The sequence below is a fragment of the Streptomyces sp. MA5143a genome (assembly GCF_900290235.1).
Taxonomy (GTDB): domain Bacteria; phylum Actinomycetota; class Actinomycetes; order Streptomycetales; family Streptomycetaceae; genus Streptomyces.
Genome location: NZ_OLMK01000014.1, coordinates 115,757 through 135,629 on the forward strand (window position 1 = coordinate 115,757; position 19,873 = coordinate 135,629).

Genomic DNA, 19,873 nt, shown 5'->3' on the forward strand with positions numbered 1-19,873 from the left:
AGAGCCGGGGCGACACCGTGAGGGCGGCACGTCATGCTCGAAAGAGTGCAGTCGCGGGTGGCCGGTTGTCTCGGCGGAGACGGATCGGCCGTTCTCCCGCGTGCTGGGCCGGACGGCCGTCTTCACCGTCCGGCACGGCCGCCCGAACGTACGCCCGACCGAGTCCCGCACTCCCCCCTTGAGGGTCTCGCCGCGTACGCTTCGGGCGGTCATGAACGTGGCACGACGGCGTCCCCCGTCTCCGGGGGCGGTGTCAGCGGCAGGCGGACGCCCAGCGTCGTCCCGCTGCCCGGCGGGCTGGTCACGGTCAGCCGGCCGCCGATCGCCTCCACCCGGTCGATGAGCCCGATCAGCCCCGAGCCCCTGCCCGGCTCCGCTCCCCCGGCGCCGTCGTCGTGGATGACCACCTCCAGGAGGCCGCCGGTGTCCTCGGCCGTGACGGTCACCACGCTCGCGCGCGCGTGCTTGACGGCGTTGGTCAGGCACTCCGACGTCACGTAGTACGCGGCCACCTCGACCGGCTCGGGGAAGCGGGGCGTGGAGAGCCGCAGGTCGAGTTCGACGGGGATCGCGGAGCGGCGGGCGAGGGAGCGCAGGGCGGGGCCGAGGCCGCCCTTGGAGAGGATGGCCGGGTGGATGCCGCGGGCCACCTGGATCAGGTCCTGGAACGTGTCGTCGAGGCCCCTGCCGAGGTGGTCGAGTTGCCTGCCGAGTTCCGAGCCGCGCCGCTCGACGAGGGTCTGCGCCATCCGCAGCTCCAGCTGGAGGGAGATCAGGCGCTGCTGCACGCCGTCGTGCAGGTCGCGTTCGATACGGCGCCGGGAGGCGTCGCCCGCGGCGACGACACGCGCGCGTGAGGCGGTCAGCTGGGCGCGGCTGTCGGCGTTGGCGATCGCGGTGGCGATCAGTTCGGTGAAGTCGGCGAGCCGGGACTCGGTGCCCTCGGGCAGCGGGTCGATCAGCGAGGCCGCGACGACGACACCCCACAGCCGGCCCTCGACGACGATGGGGGCGCCCGCCGCGGTGCCCGACCGGGCGGCGCCGCGAGTGCGGGCCACCTCCCGCATCACCGTGCGCGCGGCCTGTCGCCGGGTCAGGCGCGGCGTTCCGACGTCGTCGTCGGCGTGTTCGCGCGCGATGCCGAGGACCGTGGCGTCGCCGTCGCTCTCGTAGCGCAGGACGGCCGCGGCCGTGCTCAGCAGGGCGCCCACCTCCTCCGCCACCTTCGCGAACACGTCGGACGGCGGCACCCCGCGGGCCACCTCGGTGGCGACGCGGCGCAGCGCGGCCTGTTCCCGGGCGGCGCGGCGGCTCTCGGTGACGTCGCGGGCGGCGGCGTAGATCATGCCCTCCTCGGGGACGGGCCGGGCGCTCCACTGGAGCCAGCACTCGGTGCCGTCCGCGCGGACGTAGCGGTTCTCGAACTCGGCGACGTCGGCGCCGCTCGCCAGCAGCGCGATCGCCTCGCGGGTGCTGTCGCGGTCCTCCTCGTGGACGAACTCGACGAGCGGCCTGGCGGTCAGGGTCTCGACGGGATAGCCGAGGGTGCGTTCGAAGGCCGGGTTGACGCGTTTGAAGTAGCCGTCGACTCCGCTGATGCAGAGCAGGTCGAGGGAGAGGTTGAAGATGCCTTCCAGTTCCTGTTCGGCGCGCCTGCGGCGGCCGTGCGCGGCGGCGAAGGACGCCATGGTGTCGTTCATGCCGCCCAGCAGCTGGGCCCAGGTGCCGTCGAAGCCGTCGACGTCGGCCCGGTGTTCGAGGCGGCCGGCGTCGATCGCCTTGTTCATGGCCCGGATCTGTCCGGCCAGCCGCTCCGTGGTCACCCGCAGCTCCCGGAACGTGTCCGCGACGTCGCCGAGTTCGTCGCGGCCCGCGTAGCGGATGTCGTACGACAGGTCGCCCTCCGACAGGGCCCGCGCGCCCGCGGCGACCTGGCCGAGGGGGCGGGTGATGGAGCGGCGCAGGGCCAGCGCGAGGACGGTGACGGCGCACAGGACGGCCAGGAAGAGGGCCAGTTCGCTGTAGGCGCGGGCGCGGGTGGCCCGCAGTTCGTCGTCGGCGGTGTCGGCGAGGTCCCGCCTGGCCCGGTCCTGGATGTCCCGGAGGCCGTCGACGTACTCCCCGGAGTCGGCGAGCCAGGCGTCGTACGAGGGCCAGTCGGCGGGCCGGGTGTCGGAGTCGTCGAGCATGTCGCGGACCTTGCGGACGGCTCGGCCGGGGGCCTGGAACATGGTGCTGTGCAGCTGGGCCCAGAGCTCCGCGGAGGTGTTCTGCTCGAAGGTGCGGAGCTGGGCCTTCTCCAGTTCGGTCCAGCGACCGGCGGCGGTGGGGCGTTGGCCGACGGGGACGCCGAACAGGATGGCGAGCTCGGCCCGTTCCCGTCCGGCGGCGGCGATGGCCTTCCGCAGCGCCACGTGGGCGTCGGCGGCGCGGCCCGCGGCCCGCGTGGGGCGGCCGGACTCCAGGGTGGCGACGGTGTCGAGCAGCACGTCCTCGATGGCGTCGTACCGCTGGGCGACGGTCTGCGCGTCCAGGGAGGTCGTGCCCGTCTCCACGCGCAGCGCGTGCAGTTGCCGGTGCACGGCGTCGAGGACACCGGCGACGTCGGGCACCGGCCGGCCGGTGGCCTGCCGGACGGCACGGCGCAGCGCGGCGTCGGTGGCCCGCTGGGCGGCGGCGCGCTCGCGGGCGGTGCCCGGCTCGACGTGCAGCCGGGCCTGCACGGCGGCCATCCGCTCCCGTGCGACGGCGTCGGAGACGTCGCCGGTCGCGAACGACACCGTGATCGCCGTGTCGAAGTCGCGCAGCGTCCGCGCCTTCTCCCAGTGCGACATGGCGGCGAACACGGTGAACACCAGCAGCACGGTCACCGGCAGCAGCACGAGCAGCATCAGCTTGGCGCCGACCCGCAGCCGGGCGAGGAAAGGCACCCCCGGCACGCCCCGGCCCCACCGCCGGCCCTCCCGGACGTGCCGGGACACCGACGTCCCGTCCCGGCCACCGGCGCCCTCCGGCGCCGGGTGGGGCGCGGGATCGGCCGGGCGCGCGGGCCGACGTGGACTGGGCACGCGCCCCTCGGGACGCCCGACCGAGGCACGCCCTGCTGGGGCAGGCCCCACCGAGGCAGACCCCACGGAGGCAGGCCCCGCCGAGGCAGACCCCACGGTGGCAGGCCCCACGGAGGCACGGGCCGTCGAGGGAAGGTCCGCCGGGGATCGGTCCGCCGGGGAGGTGGAGCGCGCGGCCGGTACGTGCGCCGCGAGGGACGCGCTGGGTGCGTCCGGTGCGCGGTCCGTGGACGGCGAGGTCGGCGAGGTCGGCCCGGGGGTGTCGGGGGACCGGTTCGGGGAGGGGGTGCGGCGCATGGTGGGGCTCACGGGTGCTGGGGGGTGGGGACGCTGTCCGGGTGGGCCGGCGCGGAGTCGTCGGTCGCGTGCATGTGGTCCGCCTTTGCCGGCTCGGCGGCGTCGTCCGTGCTTCGGGCCGCCCGCGACCAGGCGCGCCCCCGTCGGCCGCTCGACGGAGAAACGTTCGATCAGGTCGCCGCCCGCCACCGCGCGGCCCCCGGGAGGGGGCACGCGGTGTCCTCAGCATCCCGCTGATCCGGGCGACGGTCCAGGCACCCTCGGCGCCCCGGCGGTCACGGCTCGCTCTGCGGGTAACCGTCGTGCGCGGCCAGGTCCTTGTTGATGTCCTCGACCGCCGCGTCCAGCGTCTTCTCGACCGGGGCCCCCGCGAAGACGCTGTCGGCGACCGCGCCGGAGAACGCCCTGGTGATCGCCGGGTACGCGGGCGTCTGCGGCCTGGGCCGGGCCACACCGCCGCGCAGCTGCTCGATGAACAGCCGCTCCGGACCGTTCTCGTCGAACTTCTTGGAGAGGCCGACCGCCCGTTCCGTCCCCGGGATCGCCCCGTTGGCCTCGCTCATCCGCAACACCTGCTCCGGCCGCAGCAGATACTCCAGGAACCGCCACACCGCGTCGCCGTCCGCGCCGCCGGAGGGGATGCCCCACTGCCAGGAGCCCATCCCGGTGGCGGCGCCGGCGCCGAAGTCGGGCAGCGGCACGATCGCCACGTCCCCGGGGTGCGCCGCGCTGAACTCGCCGTACTTCCAGTGCCCCATCCAGGAGAGGGGGGTGCGTCCCTCCACGAACGCGTTCTTGTTCCTGTCCCGGTCGACGTATCCCTCCTTCACCCACTTCTGCAGGGTGGTGAGCGCCTTCACCGACTCGGGGCCGTTGAGGAAGCCGTCCGCCGTGCGGAACCCCGTGGGGTCGATGAGATCGCCGCCGGCCGACCACACGGCCGGCGCGAAGGCGTAGGTGTTCCACTCGTCGGGGCTCGACGAGTCGACGAAGTTGAGGTCGAGGGGCGCCTCGTACCCCTCGGCCCGCAGCGTGCGCAGGATTCCCGTCAGCTCGTCGGCGGTCCAGGCGTCCCCGGTGCCCTTCGGGATCCGGATCCCGGCCTTGCGGAGCACCGAGGGCCGTACGTACAGACCGAGCCCGGAGTCGAAGGTTCCGACCCCCCACAACCGGCCGTCGTAGGTGCCCTGCTGCCGGACCGAGGGCAGCAGGTCCTCGCGGACCCCGGCGGGCACACAGGAGTCGATCGGCTTCAGCTTGCCGGACCAGGCGTAGCTGTAGAGGTTCGGGCCGTCGAAGTCGAGGAGGTCCGGGAGGTCCCCGCTGGCCGCCGCGGAGAGGACGAGTTCGGTGTACGGGCGCTGTTCGGGCAGGGTCACCAGTTCGACCCGTACCTGCCGTTGGGCCTTGTTGAACTCCTTGACCTGGCTGCGCAGGGTGCTCTGCTCACCGCTCTGCCCGGCATGGAACCACAGGGTGATGTGAGCGGTGCCGTCGATCCTGCCGTCACAGGTCGTGTCACCCGCCGCCTTGCCGTCCGCGCCCTGCCGGTCCTCCTCGTCACCGGCGCTGCATCCGGCCAGCAGCAGTGCCACCGCCGACATTCCCGCCACCAGGGCACGACGGATCTGACGTCTCCCGACGCCGTAGTGCGACGCGTTCATCGCGTATTACTCCCATTCGACCGGGCCACTCGGCCCCAGGGCAGCGACATGCTACTCCCCGTGGCTTGTTCGAATCCCTCGGTGAGTGGGAACGGATCGAATCGGCAAGGGACATCAGCACATTCCACGTCACGGGGCACGTGCCGGGAGGACACTTTCCGGCTGACCGGGATGTGGTTCCGTCACCGGCCCGGGGAGGCTGTCAGCATGCCCACGCGCTGTCTCATCGTCGACGACAGTGCCCGATTCCTGGAGGCCGCCCGGACCCTCCTCGAACACGACGGCATCCTGGTCGTCGGGGTGGCGTCCACCGGCGCGCAGGCTCTGGCACGGACCGCGGAACTGGCGCCGGACGTCGTCCTGCTGGACCTCGACCTCGCCGGCGAGAGCGGACTGGACCTCGCGCCGGCGCTCGCGCGCACCTCCCCGTCGGCCGTGATCGTCCTGACGTCCGCGCATCCCCTGGAGGACGTCCGGGAACTGGTCGCGGCCGCTCCGGCGCGCGGATTCCTTCACAAGTCGAGGCTCTCGGGACAGGCGCTGCGCGACCTGCTGGGGCGCGGCCCGGGGTCACCGGAGCACTGAGGATCTTGCCGTCGGTGTCCGGCCATGTCCCGTCCCGGGTGTTGTCGGAGCTTTGTCAACACGCTTCAATGCGGGGGAACTCAGGGCGGGAACGCCGTCGTACGGATGTGAAGACGGACGGTCGCCGAGAGCCCCGCGCGTCCGCGGGGCGCCCCGACCGGCCCACGCGTGGTCCGACCAGCCGACGCGCACCTCACGGAAAGGCTCCTCCATGCGGCACGCCACAGAGCACGCCGACGTCGCGGCGATCGCGAACGCCGCCACCGCGGAGTTGGAGTCGGCCCTGCGGGGTGGTCCCTTCCATGTGGCGCTGCGCGCCGCGATCGCCGCGCGCGGACTGCCGTTGCAGCGGGTGCAGCACCATCTGTCGCGCCACGGTGTCAAGGTCGGGGTGACCAGCCTGAGTTACTGGCAGCAGGGCGCCCGGCGCCCGCAGCGCCCCGAGTCGCTGCGGGCGGTGCGGGCCCTGGAGGAGATCTTGCAGCTGCCGGACGAGTCGCTGATCCGTCTGCTGGCCCCGTCCGAGGAGCCCTCCGGGCCGGGCCGCGGCGCCGGCCGTTCCTATCGCTCCCTCGTCGAGGCGTCGGGTGTCCTGGAGCGGCTCCTCGGCGAGCTGGGATCGCCGCTCGACAGCGGGGTGCACACCGTCGGCCACCACGAGCGGGTGCGCGTCGGCGCGCACCGGGAGCTGCTGGGACGCGAGTCGCAGCACATCGTGCGGGCGCACCGGGACGGCGTGGACCGCTATGTGGCCGTCCACCACGGCGACCCGGGCTGCGCCCCGGAGCGGATGGCGGTCCGCGCCCTGGAGAACTGCCGCCGGGGCCGGGTGCGCTGGGACGACGACACGGGGGTGCTGGTCGCCGAGTTCCTCTTCGACACCCGGCTGCGCAGCGGCGACACGTTCCTGTTCCGCTACGGAGTCGACGACGGCACGGCCGGGGTGTGCACCGAGTACGTCCGCGGTTTCCGGTCGGGGGGCGGGCAGTACGCCCTCCAGGTGCGCTTCGACGAGCGGGCGCTGCCGGTGCGCTGCCACCGGTTCAGCCAGCACTCGGCGTCCTCCCCGCGCGGAGGACGACAGGCCCTCCCCCTGAGTGGACGGCACCGCTCGGTGCACCTGGTGGAGCCGCGGGTACGCACGGGCGTCCTCGGGATCGGCTGGGACTGGGAGTGAGGGGGGCGGGGCCGGGGCCTTCCGCCCCGGGGTGCCGTCCTCCGGGCCCCGGTCGGGGTCGCCCGTCGCGGGGCGAAAACCTCTGAGGTACCTTCCGGCGGAGACTTCCCAGAAAGGACCCCTTCGTGATCGTCGTCGCCGGTGAAGCCCTGATCGACCTGGTCCCCAGGGGTTCGGGTCCGCTCGCGGATCTGCGGCCGGCGCGCGGCGGTGGGCCGTACAACACGGCGGTCGCCCTCGGCCGTCTCGGCTCCCCCACGGCGTTCTGCTCCCGTGTGTCGTACGACGTCTACGGCGAGGCCCTGCTGACCGGGTTGCGCGAGGCCGGTGTGGACGTGACGTCGGTGCAGCGCGGCCCGGAGCCGACGACGCTGGCGCTCGCCTCGATCGGCGAGGACGGCTCCGCCCGCTACTCCTTCTACGTGGAGGGCAGCGCCGACCGAATGTTCGAGGCTCCCGAGCAGCTCCCCGCGGGCACCCGTGCCGTCTCCTTCGGTACCTGCTCACTGGTCCTGGAGCCGGGGGCGAGCGCGTACGAGGAGCTGCTGCACGGCGTGGCCGCGCGCGGGGTCTTCACCGCCCTCGACCCCAACATCCGGCCGGGTCTCGTCGCCGACCCGGCCGCCCATCGCGCCCGCTTCAAGAGCTGGCTGCCCTCGGTGGCGCTGCTGAAGCTGTCCGAGGAGGACGCCGAGTGGCTGGGTGGCACCCCGGAGCAGTGGCTGGCCTCCGGCCCGTCGGCCGTCGTGGTGACCCGGGGCGGGGAGGGAATGACCGCCTACACCCGCGACGGGGCCGTGCACCGTGTGCCGGGTGAGAAGGTCGATGTCGTCGACACCATCGGCGCCGGTGACACGGTGAACGCGGCCCTCCTGCACGGCCTGTCCGCGCGGGAGGCCCTGTCCGCGGCCTCGCTCGCGGCCCTGACCGCCGAGGACTGGGGCGGCCTGCTCCGCTTCGCCGCCCGCGCGGCCGCGGTCACCTGCTCCCGAGCGGGCGCGGAACCGCCGTACGCGTCCGAGGTGGACGGGGACTGATCCGCCCCGGTAGCGGTGGAACGAGCGGTGCCCCGCGGGGAGGTTCCCGCGGGGCACGCCGTTCTTCCGGGTCGAACAGGGTCAGGCCTTGCGGGCCCGCGTGGTCTTCTTCGCGGGAGCCGCCTTCTTCGTCGTGGCCGAGGCCGTCTTCTTCGTGGCCGAGGCCGTCTTCTTGGCCGCCGTGGCGCCGGTGGTCGTCGTGCGGGCGGTGGCGGTCTTCTTGGCCGTCGACCCGGCGGCGACCGCCTTCTTGGCCGAGGAACCGCGCGGCGCCTTCACCGGGGAGGCGTCGCTGATGCGGTCGGCGCCGAGGATCTCGCGCAGGAACTTGCCGGTGTGGCTGGCCGGGACCCCGGCGATCTGCTCGGGCGTGCCCTCGGCGACGACGAGACCACCGCCGGCGCCGCCCTCGGGACCCATGTCGACGACCCAGTCGGCGGTCTTGATCACGTCGAGGTTGTGCTCGATGACGATGACCGTGTTGCCCTTGTCGACCAGACCGGACAGCACCTTGAGGAGCTTGCTGATGTCCTCGAAGTGGAGACCGGTGGTCGGCTCGTCCAGGACGTAGACCGTGCGGCCGGTGGAGCGCTTCTGGAGCTCGCTGGCGAGCTTCACGCGCTGCGCCTCACCACCGGACAGGGTGGTCGCCGCCTGGCCGAGGCGGACGTAGCCGAGGCCGACGTCCTTCAGGGTGTTGAGGTGGCGGGCGATCGCGGGGACGGCCTCGAAGAAGTCCGTCGCCTCCTCGATCGGCATGTTCAGCACCTCGGCGATGGACTTGCCCTTGTAGTGGACCTCCAGGGTCTCCCGGTTGTACCGGGCGCCGTGGCAGACCTCGCACGGGACGTAGACGTCCGGGAGGAAGTTCATCTCGATCTTGATGGTGCCGTCGCCCGCGCAGTTCTCGCAGCGGCCGCCCTTGACGTTGAAGGAGAAGCGGCCGGGCAGATAGCCGCGGACCTTCGCCTCGGTGGTCTCGGCGAACAGCTTGCGGACGTGGTCGAAGACGCCGGTGTAGGTCGCCGGGTTGGAGCGGGGGGTGCGGCCGATGGGCGACTGGTCGACGTGGACGACCTTGTCGACGAGGTCGTCGCCGTCCACGCGCGTGTGCCGTCCCGGTACGTTCCTCGCGCCGTTCAGCTCGCGGGCGAGGTGGGTGTACAGGATGTCGTTGACCAGCGTGGACTTGCCGGAGCCCGAGACGCCCGTGACGGCCGTGAAGACCCCGAGCGGGAAGGACACGTCGATGTCCTGGAGGTTGTTCTCCCGGGCGCCGTGCACGGTGAGCCGGCGGGTCGGGTCGAGCGGGCGGCGGATGTCGGGCAGCGGGATGGCCTTCCGGCCCGAGAGGTACTGCCCGGTCTGCGACTCGGTGTTGGCCAGCAGCTCCTTCAGGGAGCCGCTGTGCACGACCTTGCCGCCGTGCTCACCGGCGCCGGGGCCGATGTCGACGACCCAGTCGGCCATCTTGATGGTGTCCTCGTCGTGCTCGACGACGATGAGCGTGTTGCCCATGTCGCGGAGCCGGACCAGGGTCTCGATGAGCCGGTGGTTGTCCCGCTGGTGCAGACCGATGGAGGGCTCGTCGAGGACGTAGAGCACGCCGACGAGTCCCGAGCCGATCTGGGTCGCGAGGCGGATGCGCTGGGCCTCACCGCCGGAGAGCGTGCCGGCCGCGCGGTTCAGCGAGAGGTAGTCCAGGCCGACGTCGACCAGGAACCGCAGCCGTTCGTTGACCTCCTTCAGCACGCGCTCGGCGATCTTCTTGTCGCGGGCGGTGAGCTTCAGCTCGCCCAGGAAGTCCGCGCAGTCGCTGATGGACATCGCGGAGACCTCCGCGATCGACTTCTCCATGATCGTGACCGCCAGGACGATCGGCTTCAGACGGGTGCCCTCACAGGTGGGGCAGGGCACCTCGCGCATATAGCCCTCGAAGCGCTCCCGGCTGGCGTCGCTCTCGGCCTCGCTGTGCCGCCGCTTCACGAAGGGGACGGCGCCCTCGAAGGCCGTGGTGTACACCCGCTCGCGGCCGTAGCGGTTGCGGTAGCGGACCTCGATCTGCGTCTTGTGGCCGTACAGCAGGGCCTTCTTCGCGCGCTGCGGGAGGCCGGCGAAGGGGATGTCGGTCCGGAAGCCCAGCGCGTCGGCGAGGGCGCCGATGAGGCGGCCGAAGTAGTCCTTGGTGTGGCCGTGCGACCAGGGGTGGATGGCTCCCTCGTCGAGCGACTTGTCCTCGTCCGGGACGATCAGCTCGGGGTCGACCTCCATGCGCGTACCGATGCCAGAGCAGTCGGGGCAGGCGCCGAACGGCGAGTTGAAGGAGAAGGAGCGGGGCTCCAGCTCCTCGAAGGACAGGTCGTCGTACGGGCAGTACAGGTGCTCCGAGAACATGCGCTCGCGCTCGGGGTCGTCCTCGGGGAGGTCGACGAAGTCGAGCACGACCATGCCGCCGGACAGGCCCAGGGCGGTCTCCACGGAGTCGGTGAGCCGGCGCTTGGCGGAGTCCTTCACCGTGAGGCGGTCCACGACCACCTCGATGGTGTGCTTCTCCTGCTTCTTCAGGGTGGGCGGGCTGGAGAGCTGGACGGTCTCGCCGTCCACCCGCGCGCGGCTGTAGCCCTTGGTCTGGAGGTCCGCGAAGAGGTCGACGAACTCGCCCTTGCGCTCCCGCACCAGCGGGGACAGCACCTGGAAGCGGCTGCCCTCGGGCAGCTCCAGCACCCGGTCGACGATGGCCTGCGGCGACTGGCGGGAGATCGGGCGGCGGCACTGGGGGCAGTGCGGCTTGCCGATGCGCGCGAAGAGCAGCCGGAGGTAGTCGTAGACCTCGGTGATCGTGCCGACCGTCGAGCGCGGGTTGCGCGAGGTCGACTTCTGGTCGATGGAGACCGCCGGGGACAGACCCTCGATGAAGTCGACGTCCGGCTTGTCCATCTGCCCGAGGAACTGCCGGGCGTAGGAGGACAGCGACTCGACATACCGGCGCTGGCCCTCCGCGAAGATCGTGTCGAAGGCCAGCGAGGACTTGCCCGACCCCGACAGGCCCGTGAAGACGATGAGCGAGTCGCGTGGGAGGTCGAGCGAGACGTTCTTCAGGTTGTGCTCGCGCGCGCCACGGACGATGAGACGGTCGGCCACGCCGGTCCGCACCTTTCTTGAGTGAAGTGACAGGAGCGGAGCCCCCGTCCTTCTCAGACTAGGGGGAGCCACTGACAGCGCCGGTCCTGTTTCCCCGTTCCACAACAATCCCGGGCCTTCCAGCATGCCCGACGCAGGACTCGACCATATAGCACGTGCATTCGATTTTGGCCCGGGGTCCACCGCCTTCACCCGAAGGAGTGGCGGGGCTAGGGTCGGCGTCATGACGTTTCACGCGCGTGACCTGGACTCTGTACGGGAAGCGACCGAGCGGCTCCTCACCGCAGTCGCCAAGATGGACAACGCGGCTGTGACCCAGCCGTCACGGCTGCCCGGCTGGACCCGCGGCCATGTCCTCGCCCACCTCGCCCGCAACGCCGACGCGATCGTGAACGTCCTGGAGGGACGTCCCATGTACGGGTCCGGCGAGGCCCGGGACGCCGACATCGAGCGGGACGCTCCCCGGCCCCTGGAAGACCAGCTCACGGACCTGCGGGAGAGCGCGAACCGCTTCGAGGAGGCCGCCTCCGTCCCCGCGGACTGGTCGCGCACGGTCGAGCTGCGCAACGGCGTCACGGACTCGGCGTCGCGGGTGCCGTTCCGGCGCTGGATCGAGGTGGAGCTGCACCACGTGGACCTCGGCATCGGGTACGAGCTGGAGGACCTGCCGGAGCAATTCACGCAACGCGAGATCGACTTCCTGACCGAGCGGTTCCGCGACCATCCCGCCGTCCCCGCGGTGACGATCAAGCAGGACGACGGGCGGCTGCTGTTCACCGGAGCCGTGCAGGGCCTCACCCCGGAGCAGCTGGAGAGCGGCAGCCACTCGATCATGGTCACCGGCCGCCGGGCCGACCTCCTCGGCTGGCTCGCCGGACGGCGCGACGGCACCGCCCTGCGCGCCGAGGGGGGCGCCCTGCCGTCCCTGCCGACGCTGTAGTGGGCGCGCCCGCGCCCCAGGGCGCGCCCTAGACTGACGGCCATGACGTACAGCGGAGCGGTGAAGGTCGGCGGCCCTGCGGATGTGCACGAGCTGCCGGACCTGATGATCTCCAAGGTCGCGGTGGGCCCGATGGACAACAACGCGTACCTGTTGCGCTGCCGGGCCACCGACGAGCAGTTGCTGATCGACGCCGCGAACGACGCCGGCACCCTGCTCACGCTGATCGGTGACGACGGCATCGCGTCCGTCGTCACCACGCATCAGCACGGCGACCACTGGCAGGCGCTCGCCGAGGTGGTGGCGGCCACGGGCGCCCGTACGTACGCGGGGCGGAACGACGCCGAGGGCATCCCGGTGCCGACCGATGTACTCGTCGACGACGGCGACACCATCCGGGTGGGGCGCGTGGAGCTGACCGCGCGCCACCTGGTGGGCCACACGCCGGGTTCGATCGCCCTGGTCTACGACGACCCGCACGGGCATCCCCATGTGTTCACCGGGGACTGCCTCTTCCCGGGCGGCCCCGGTCGGACAACTCGTCCCGAGGACTTCGAGTCGTTGATGTCGGGCCTGGAGGCGAAGGTCTTCGTCCTCCCGGACGAGACCTGGATCTACCCGGGCCACGGCAACGACACCACGCTCGGCGCCGAGCGTCCTCACCTCGGCGCGTGGCACGAGCGGGGCTGGTAGGTCTTCGCGACGGGGCCGGCAGGCCGGCGCGCCGACGCGACGACGTTGCCCACGCGACCTGTCGGCGCCGAGCGGGGGTCGGACTCAGGTGTGGGGGACGACAGCCACCGGGCAGCGTCCGTGGTGGAGGGCGGCGTGGGCGACATGGCTCAGCAGCGGTCCCGTGTGCGCGTGCCGGTGCACACGCCGGCCGACGACCAGCAGCCCGGCGTCCGAGGTGGCCTGCACGACGGCCTTGGCGGGGCTCGTGAGACGGACACTGTCGGACACGTCCACCCCCGGGTACTTCTCCTGCCAGGGTCGGAGCGCCGTGTCCAGTTCCTTCCGGCCCTTCCTCGTCATCTCCTCGGTGGCGTCGTGGTCCACTCCCCAGGGGGTGCGCGCGTGAAGCGGCACGCTGCGGCCGAGGACGGCCAGCAGGGGAGCCCCCCGCGCGGCGGCGGTGTGGAAGGCGAAGTCGAGCACCTCGTCACTGGACCCGCGCGGTTCCACGGCCACGACCACGCGTGTCGCGCTCGCCGGAGAGGGGTGCTCCTGCTCCGGGACCGTGCGGACCACGACGACGGGCCGGTCGGCGCGCGCCACCACCGGGAGGCTGACGTCGCCCAGGAGGTAGCTCGAGAAGGTCTCCAGCCTCCGGGAGCCGAGCACGAGCATCTCGGAATCCGATGCCGCCCGCAGCAGGGCCTCCCGGGCGTCCTCGGCGACCAGGCTGCCCACGACCGTCAGGCCAGGATGGCGGGTCTGAAGCTCCGACTGCGCGGTGTGGACCAGACGCTTCGCCCAGTAGTTCTGGTCGACTTCGGAGGGCCCGCGGGTCGGCTCCGGCACCAGCATCGGCCACGCGTGCAGCAGCCTCAGGGTGAGCTTGCGCTTCTCGGCCTCGTCGGCGGCCCAGCGGGCGGCGGTGAGGCTCTCCGGTGAGCCGTCGAGGCCCACGGTGACGACTGGTTGCATGGCGGCGGCCTCCGTCTCGTACGAAGCTGGACATGACGGTGAACGAGTCCGGGGGCGAGCCGTCCGGACGTCGCCGGCGGGCCGTTTCTCTCCCTTCGAGGAGTACACCAATCCCCTGCGGCGCGCATGTGGACCTAGTGCTGTGACCGGAAAGGTTCACGGGGGCGTGAGGCGCGCTCTCACGCGCCCCGTGTGAATCGAACACACACGCCGGTGTCACGCGCGCGCTCCCGGCGCACGCCTTGGCGTAGTCCACTGGAGGACAGGTCCGCACGGGATGACGGCTCCCGCGCGGATGGGCCGCCGGCCTCCCAATCCCCGCCCTCGGCCGGCGGCCCCGCCCGTATCCCGCGACGCACCGTCCGCACGCGCCCCGCGCAAGCGCTCTCCACCGTCCGGGCGCACACGCCGCCCCGGTCCCCTCGCGAGGGTTCACAGAATCGCAACACCCGTTCCCACTATGCGGACATTTGTCGGCGTGACCTCGACAAACGGGACGTGGCGCTGTCAGTCTCCCGCCATGCGTCCTGCCCTTCGAGCCCCGCGCCCGTCCCGTCGTGCCGTCTCCGCCGCCACCGTCGCCCTGTTCGCCGCGGTCGCCGTCGGGTGTGCCCCGCAGCCGGAGGAGGACCCGTCCGGCAGAGCCTCCGCCTCGGCGACGGGGGCGGCCTGCGCCAAGGGCGAGTTGCGCACCGAGGCGTCCGGGAAGCTGACCGTCGCCACCGACTCCCCCGCGTACGAGCCCTGGTTCAGGGACGACGACCCGAAGAACGGCGAGGGCTTCGAGTCGGCGGTCGCGTACGCCGTGGCGAAGCAGCTCGGCTACGACAAGGCGGACGTCGTCTGGCAGTCCGTTCCCTTCAACAAGGCGTTCGCGCCGGGTGAGAAGACCTTCGACTTCGACATCAACCAGGTGTCCGTCAGCGACGAGCGCAAGAAGGCCGTGGACTTCTCGTCCGGGTACTACGACGTGCGCCAGGCCGTCATCGCCCTCAAGGGCTCCAAGGCCGCGAAGGCGAAGAGCATCGCCGACCTCAAGGGCCTCCACCTGGGCGCCCAGGTCGGCACGACCAGCCTCGACTACATCGACGACGTGGTGAAGCCCGGCCGGGCCCCCGCCGCCTACGCCAAGAACGACCAGGCCAAGTCCGCGCTGAAGAACGGCCAGATCGACGCGATCGTCGTCGACCTGCCCACCGCCTTCTACATCACCGCGGCCGAGGTGACGGACGCGACGATCGTCGGCCAGTTCGAGAACAAGGGCGGCACCCCCGAGCAGTTCGGCCTGGTCCTCGACAAGGGCAGCGCCCTGACGCCGTGCGTCACGGCGGCCGTGGACGCCCTGCGCGAGGACGGCACCCTGGCGGGCATCGAGCAGAAGTGGCTCTCCGACGCCGTCGACGCCCCGGTGCTCAAGTGACCGTCGTGAAGGAGGAGTCGGGCCGGGACGGCGCGGACGACGACGGCGGCATGCCCGGCGGGGACGACGGCTACGTCCCCTCCGCGCGACGGCTCGACCGGGAGCGGTACAAGCGTGCCCGGTCCCGGCGCGCCACGGGCATCGCCGCCCTGTCGACCCTCGTCACGGCCGTCGTCCTCTATGTGGTCGTCGTCAACGCGCCCGGCTGGCCGCGCACCAAGGAGACGTTCTTCAGCGCCGAGTACGCGCGCGAGGCGCTGCCCAAGGTGCTCGAAGGACTCTGGCTCAACGTGCGGCTGCTGCTGGTGTGCGGTGCCGCCGTGCTCGTCCTCGGCATGCTCATCGCCGTCGCGCGGACCCTGCGCGGCCCGGTGTTCTTCCCGGTGCGGGCGCTGGCCGCCGCGTACACCGACTTCTTCCGCGGTCTCCCGCTGATCATCAACCTGATGATCGTCGTCCTGGGGGTCCCGGCGCTCCGCCTCCAGGGCGTGACCGTCGACCCGGTCCTGCTCGGCGGCACCGCGCTGACGCTGACGTACTCGGCGTACGTCGCCGAGGTGTTCCGCGCCGGCATCGAGTCCGTGCACCCCTCGCAGCGCGCGGCCGCACGCTCGCTGGGCCTCACCAACCGGCAGGCGCTGCGGCACGTCGTCCTGCCCCAGGCGGTGCGCCGTCAGGTTCCGCCGCTCCTCAACGACCTGGTGTCGCTCCAGAAGGACACCGGTCTGGTCTCGATCGGCGGCGCGATCGACGCGGTGCGCGCCGCCGACATCATCGTGGGCCGCAGCCTCAACTACACGCCGTACATCGTCGCGGGACTGGTCTTCGTCGCCCTGACCATCCCGATGACCCGCCTCACCGACTGGGTCACGGCCCGGATGGACCGGCGGCGGGCCCAGGGAGGGACGATATGAGCGACGCTCCGAAGGCGGCCGAGGTGTCGGAGGTGTCCGAGGCGTCGGACGCCCCCGTGCTGCGGATGGAGTCCGTCCGCAAGACCTTCGGCGGTTCGCCCGTCCTGCGCGACGTCGACCTGGAGGTCGCCCCGCACACCGTGACGGCGCTGATCGGCGCCTCCGGATCCGGCAAGTCGACGCTGCTGCGCTGCGCCAACCTGCTGGAGGAGATCGACGACGGGGCGATCTGGCTGGACGGCGAGGAGATCACCGACCCTCGGGTGGACCAGGACGCGGTACGGCGCCGTATCGGTGTGGTCTTCCAGTCGTACAACCTGTTCCCGCACCTGACCGTCCTGGAGAACATCACCCTCGCGCCGCGCCGGGTGCACGGCGTGGGCCGGGCGGAGGCGGAGGAGCGGGCCCGTGAACTGCTCGACCGGCTGGGGCTCGGCGCCAGGGCGGGCGAGTACCCCGACCGGCTGAGCGGCGGGCAGCAGCAACGGGTGGCGATCGTCCGCGCGTTGGCCGTACGGCCCCGGCTGCTGCTCCTCGACGAGATCACCGCGGCCCTCGACCCGGAACTCGTGGGCGAGGTGCTCACCGTCGTCCGGGATCTGAAGGACGAGGGCATGACCATGGTCCTCGCCACGCACGAGATGGGCTTCGCCCGCGATGTCGCCGACCAGGTCTGCTTCCTGGACGGCGGGGTGGTGCTGGAGCGCGGGACCGCCGAGGAGATCTTCGGCGACCCGCGGCAGGAGCGCACCCGGCGCTTCCTGCGACGGATCGTGGAGTCCGGCCGTCTGTGAGGCGGCGGATGCTGGTGTCGGGCCGCCGGTGAGGCGACCGACCGTGAAGTCGGGCCGCCGGTGGGCGACGGACCGTGGAGTCGGGCCGCCGGTGAGCGGCGGTCACTGTCCTCGACGGTCGCGCGGTCGTCAGGCGTCGGCCGTGCCCGCGCCCACCAGCGCGGCCACCCGCTCCACGCCGAACACATAGCCCTGCACCCCGCAGCCGGCGATGACACCGTCGGCGCGCAGCGAGACGTACGAGTGGTGCCGGAACGTCTCCCGCTGGTGGATGTTGGAGATGTGCACCTCCAGCACGGGCAGGCCGTCACAGGTGTTGAGGGCGTCCAGGATCGCCACGGAGGTGTGCGAGTAGGCGCCGGGGTTGATGACGATCCCGCAGTGGTTCAGCCGTGCCTCGTGGATCCAGTCGACCAGCTCGCCCTCGTGGTTGGACTGCCTGAGGTCGACCGTGCCGCCGTGCGCGGCCGCGGCCTTGGCGCACAGGGCCTCCACGTCGGCGAGCGTGTCGGAACCGTAGATCTCGGGCTGCCGCTGGCCCAGCAGGTTCAGGTTGGGCCCGTTGAGGATCATGATCGGGGCGTTGGCGAGGCTGCGGGGCACGGTTCCTCCGGTCCGTTCGGGTGGGCGGCCCACCGGGGCCGCTGCTCGGACCCGGTTTATCACGATGCGAGGCCCTGGTGAGAGGCCCTAACCTCCCGTCATGACCATGCCCATGTATCCCCCCAAGCCGTCGCCCGGCGACCGCGTGGCCGTCGTCTCACCCGGCGCCGGTCTGCCCGGACTGTTCCCCCGTCCCTTCGAACTCGGCCTGGAGCGGCTGCGCAAGGAGTACGGGCTCGAGCCGGTCGAGTACCCGGCGACGCGAACCATGGGTTCGACACCCCGGGAACGGGCCGACGACATCCACGCGGCCTTCGCCGACCCGGAGGTGAAGGCGGTGTTCACCTCCATCGGCGGCGACGACCAGATCACCGTCCTGCCGCTGCTGGACCGGGAGTTGATCCGGGCCAACCCCAAGCCGTTCTTCGGGGTCAGCGACAACACCAATCTGCTGGCCTTCCTGTACAACGCCGGGATCGTCGGTTACCACGGCGGGACCGTGATGACCTCGCTGGGCAGGCCCGGCGCCCTGAACCCGGTGACCGCCGAGTCGCTGCGCGCCGCGCTGTTCACCTCGGGGCCGTACGAACTGCGGCCCGCCGAGCGCTTCAACGACATCGAGCGCGACTGGGCGGACCCGGCGACCTTCGACGCGGAGCCGGAGAGCCGGCCCGGCGCCGGGTGGACCTGGGTGAACGCGGACCGCGTGGTGGACGGCCGCGCCTGGGGCGGCTGTCTGGAGATCCTGGGCTGGCTGCTGATGGCCGACCGCGAGGTGCCGCGCGACCTGTCCGCCTTCGACGGGGGCGTGCTCTTCCTGGAGACCTCGGAGGAACTGCCGAGCGGCGAGGAGGTCTTCCGGACGCTGCGGAACATGGGTGAGCGCGGGCTGCTCGGACGCTTCTCCGCGCTCCTGATGGGCCGCCCCAAGACCTGGTCCTTCGAGATGCCCAACAGCCCCGAGGACGCGGAGCGTTACGCCGCCGGTCAGCGGGAGGCGGTGCTGCGCGCGATGCGGGCGTACGCGCCGGACGCCACGATCGTCTTCGACGTGGACCTCGGGCACACCGATCCGCAGGTCGTCATGCCCTACGGCGGTGCGGTCAGGATCGACGGTCCCGCCCGGCGTATCACCGTGACCTACTGACCACGGTTGACGCCGCCCGGGACACAGCACGTGGAGCGGGCCTCCGCGCGCCCCCGTAACCAGCTGTCCCGGTGGGTGGTTGACGCTGTATGCATCGTGCACGCAACGGAGAACCACCCTCCATGCCTCGGCTCGCGGCCGCCTCGCTCGCCGGGACGGCCATCGAGTTCTACGACTTCTTCGTCTACGGGACGGCGGCGGCCCTCGTCCTGGGGCCGCTGTTCTTCCCGACGTTCTCGCCGCTGGCGGGCACCCTCGCGGCCTTCGCGACCTTCGGGGTCGGGTTCGTGGCCCGGCCGCTGGGCTCGGTGCTCTTCGGGCACGTCGGGGACCGGCACGGGCGGCGCCCGGTCCTCGTCGCGTCCCTACTGCTGACCGGCGGCGCGACCGTCGCCGTCGGCTGCGTCCCCACCTTCGACTCGATCGGTGTCACCGCCCCCTTCCTCCTGCTCGTCCTGCGCTTCCTGCAAGGGCTCGGGCTGGGCGGGGAGTGGGGCGGGGCCGTACTGCTGACGGCGGAGCACGCGCCGGCCGAGCGGCGCGGGCTGTGGTCGAGCTTCCCGCAGGTCGGCCCCGCAGTGGGCTTCCTGCTGGCCAACGGGGTGATGCTGGCACTGGCGGCGACACTGACAGACGCCCAGTTCGCCTCCTGGGGGTGGCGGGTGCCGTTCTGGGCGGCGGGCGTCCTGGCCGTGGCCGGGCTGTGGCTGCGGGCGTCGCTCGTGGAGAGCCCGCGGTTCCTGGAGATCGACGACCACGCGCGCGTGCCGCTCGCCGAGGTGGTGCGCGACCACTGGCGGCTCGTCCTGCTGACGGCCGGGGCGCTCTCCGTCGGGTACGCGGTGTTCTACACGGTGACGACGTGGTCCCTCGCCTACGGGACCGAGCGGCTCGGGGTGAGCCGTACCGTCATGCTGACGTGCGTCATGGGCGCCGTGGTCGTGAAGGGCGCCCTCACCCCGCTGGTCGCCGTGCTCGGCGACCGGTACGGTCGGCGCCCCCTGTGCCTGGCCGGGTGCACCGCCACCGCGCTGTGGATGTTCCCCCTGGTCGCGCTGCTGTCGACCGGCGAGCCCCTGCTCATGTTCCTCGGCTTCCTGGTGGCGATGCTCGCGTTCGTCACGATGTTCGCCGTCATCGCCGCGTATCTGCCGGAGCTGTACGAGCCCCGGGTGCGCTGCACGGGAGCCGCCGTGGGCTACAACCTCGGCGGGGTCGTCGGCGGTGCCCTCACCCCGATCGTGGCCACCGCCGTGTCCCAGGGCGGCCGGGTGCCCTGGGGGGTCGGCGCCTATCTGACGGGGATCGCCCTGCTGAGCCTCGGCTGCTTCGCGCTGCTGCCGGAGACCCGACCGGTCCCGAGGAGCACGACAGAGGCGGCGGAGGCCGCCACGGGGTGAGCGGGCGGGGGAGCTCCGCCACGGGCCGGGTGCGCC

Annotated in this window: 15 protein-coding genes; 10 read left to right on the forward strand and 5 right to left on the reverse strand. The window is 72.2% G+C overall.

Annotated features, from left to right (window positions below; genetic code table 11):
- Positions 1 to 209: 209 nt before the first annotated feature.
- A complete protein-coding gene (locus SMA5143A_RS07335; RefSeq protein WP_107462173.1) occupies positions 210 to 2,891 on the reverse strand; it encodes a nitrate- and nitrite sensing domain-containing protein in 2,682 nt (893 codons plus the stop codon).
- A gap of 749 nt (positions 2,892 to 3,640) precedes the next feature.
- Positions 3,641 to 5,029, reverse strand: coding sequence for an ABC transporter substrate-binding protein (locus tag SMA5143A_RS07340; protein WP_107462092.1), 1,389 nt, complete (start codon positions 5,027 to 5,029; stop codon positions 3,641 to 3,643).
- A gap of 207 nt (positions 5,030 to 5,236) precedes the next feature.
- Here SMA5143A_RS07340 and SMA5143A_RS07345 point away from each other — a divergent pair, with 207 nt between their 5' ends.
- The 3 genes from SMA5143A_RS07345 (at position 5,237) to SMA5143A_RS07355 (ending at position 7,828) form a co-directional block, all read left to right on the forward strand.
- A complete protein-coding gene (locus SMA5143A_RS07345; protein ID WP_107462174.1) occupies positions 5,237 to 5,614 on the forward strand; it encodes a response regulator in 378 nt (125 codons plus the stop codon).
- A gap of 211 nt (positions 5,615 to 5,825) precedes the next feature.
- Positions 5,826 to 6,791 (forward strand): hypothetical protein, encoded by a 966-nt coding sequence (locus tag SMA5143A_RS07350; protein ID WP_107462093.1) that lies wholly within the window; start codon positions 5,826 to 5,828, stop codon positions 6,789 to 6,791.
- A gap of 125 nt (positions 6,792 to 6,916) precedes the next feature.
- Positions 6,917 to 7,828 (forward strand): carbohydrate kinase family protein, encoded by a 912-nt coding sequence (locus SMA5143A_RS07355; RefSeq protein WP_107462094.1) that lies wholly within the window; start codon positions 6,917 to 6,919, stop codon positions 7,826 to 7,828.
- Between the two features lie 81 nt (positions 7,829 to 7,909).
- Here SMA5143A_RS07355 and uvrA read toward each other — a convergent pair whose 3' ends face one another.
- Entirely contained in the window at positions 7,910 to 10,969 is a 3,060-nt protein-coding gene (gene uvrA / locus SMA5143A_RS07360; protein WP_107462175.1) for an excinuclease ABC subunit UvrA, read from the reverse strand.
- A gap of 223 nt (positions 10,970 to 11,192) precedes the next feature.
- Between uvrA and SMA5143A_RS07365 the strand changes: the two genes are divergently transcribed.
- Together SMA5143A_RS07365 and SMA5143A_RS07370 are read left to right on the forward strand one after the other, a co-directional pair.
- A complete protein-coding gene (locus SMA5143A_RS07365; RefSeq protein WP_107462095.1) occupies positions 11,193 to 11,909 on the forward strand; it encodes a maleylpyruvate isomerase family mycothiol-dependent enzyme in 717 nt (238 codons plus the stop codon).
- Positions 11,910 to 11,951: 42 nt separating this feature from the next.
- Complete coding sequence (locus tag SMA5143A_RS07370; RefSeq protein WP_107462096.1) at positions 11,952 to 12,602, forward strand: MBL fold metallo-hydrolase; 651 nt, start codon at positions 11,952 to 11,954, stop codon at positions 12,600 to 12,602.
- 84 nt (positions 12,603 to 12,686) lie between these two features.
- Here the strand turns inward: SMA5143A_RS07370 and SMA5143A_RS07375 are convergent, their stop codons facing one another.
- Entirely contained in the window at positions 12,687 to 13,559 is an 873-nt protein-coding gene (locus tag SMA5143A_RS07375; RefSeq protein ID WP_107462097.1) for a universal stress protein, read from the reverse strand.
- 520 nt (positions 13,560 to 14,079) lie between these two features.
- Between SMA5143A_RS07375 and SMA5143A_RS07380 the strand changes: the two genes are divergently transcribed.
- Genes SMA5143A_RS07380 through SMA5143A_RS07390 form a run of 3 tightly spaced genes read left to right on the forward strand, consistent with a single transcriptional unit; the run spans position 14,080 to position 16,687 of the window.
- The gene (locus SMA5143A_RS07380) at positions 14,080 to 14,979 is read left to right on the forward strand and encodes an ABC transporter substrate-binding protein (protein ID WP_107462098.1); all 900 of its coding nucleotides are present in this window, start codon (positions 14,080 to 14,082) and stop codon (positions 14,977 to 14,979) included.
- Positions 14,976 to 15,893 carry an amino acid ABC transporter permease gene (locus SMA5143A_RS07385; protein WP_099968796.1) on the forward strand — a complete coding sequence of 306 codons (918 nt, stop codon included), beginning with the start codon at positions 14,976 to 14,978 and terminating at the stop codon, positions 15,891 to 15,893. The genes SMA5143A_RS07380 and SMA5143A_RS07385 overlap by 4 nt, the downstream gene beginning before the upstream one ends.
- Positions 15,890 to 16,687 carry an amino acid ABC transporter ATP-binding protein gene (locus SMA5143A_RS07390; protein ID WP_107462099.1) on the forward strand — a complete coding sequence of 266 codons (798 nt, stop codon included), beginning with the start codon at positions 15,890 to 15,892 and terminating at the stop codon, positions 16,685 to 16,687. Before SMA5143A_RS07385 ends, SMA5143A_RS07390 begins: the two co-directional genes overlap by 4 nt.
- Before the next feature lie 129 nt (positions 16,688 to 16,816).
- Here the strand turns inward: SMA5143A_RS07390 and aroQ are convergent, their stop codons facing one another.
- Complete coding sequence (gene aroQ / locus SMA5143A_RS07395; protein WP_099968798.1) at positions 16,817 to 17,290, reverse strand: type II 3-dehydroquinate dehydratase; 474 nt, start codon at positions 17,288 to 17,290, stop codon at positions 16,817 to 16,819.
- 100 nt (positions 17,291 to 17,390) lie between these two features.
- Between aroQ and SMA5143A_RS07400 the strand changes: the two genes are divergently transcribed.
- Entirely contained in the window at positions 17,391 to 18,437 is a 1,047-nt protein-coding gene (locus SMA5143A_RS07400) for a S66 family peptidase (protein WP_107462100.1), read from the forward strand.
- Between the two features lie 122 nt (positions 18,438 to 18,559).
- Complete coding sequence (locus SMA5143A_RS07405; RefSeq protein WP_107462101.1) at positions 18,560 to 19,837, forward strand: MFS transporter; 1,278 nt, start codon at positions 18,560 to 18,562, stop codon at positions 19,835 to 19,837.
- Positions 19,838 to 19,873 lie beyond the last annotated feature (36 nt).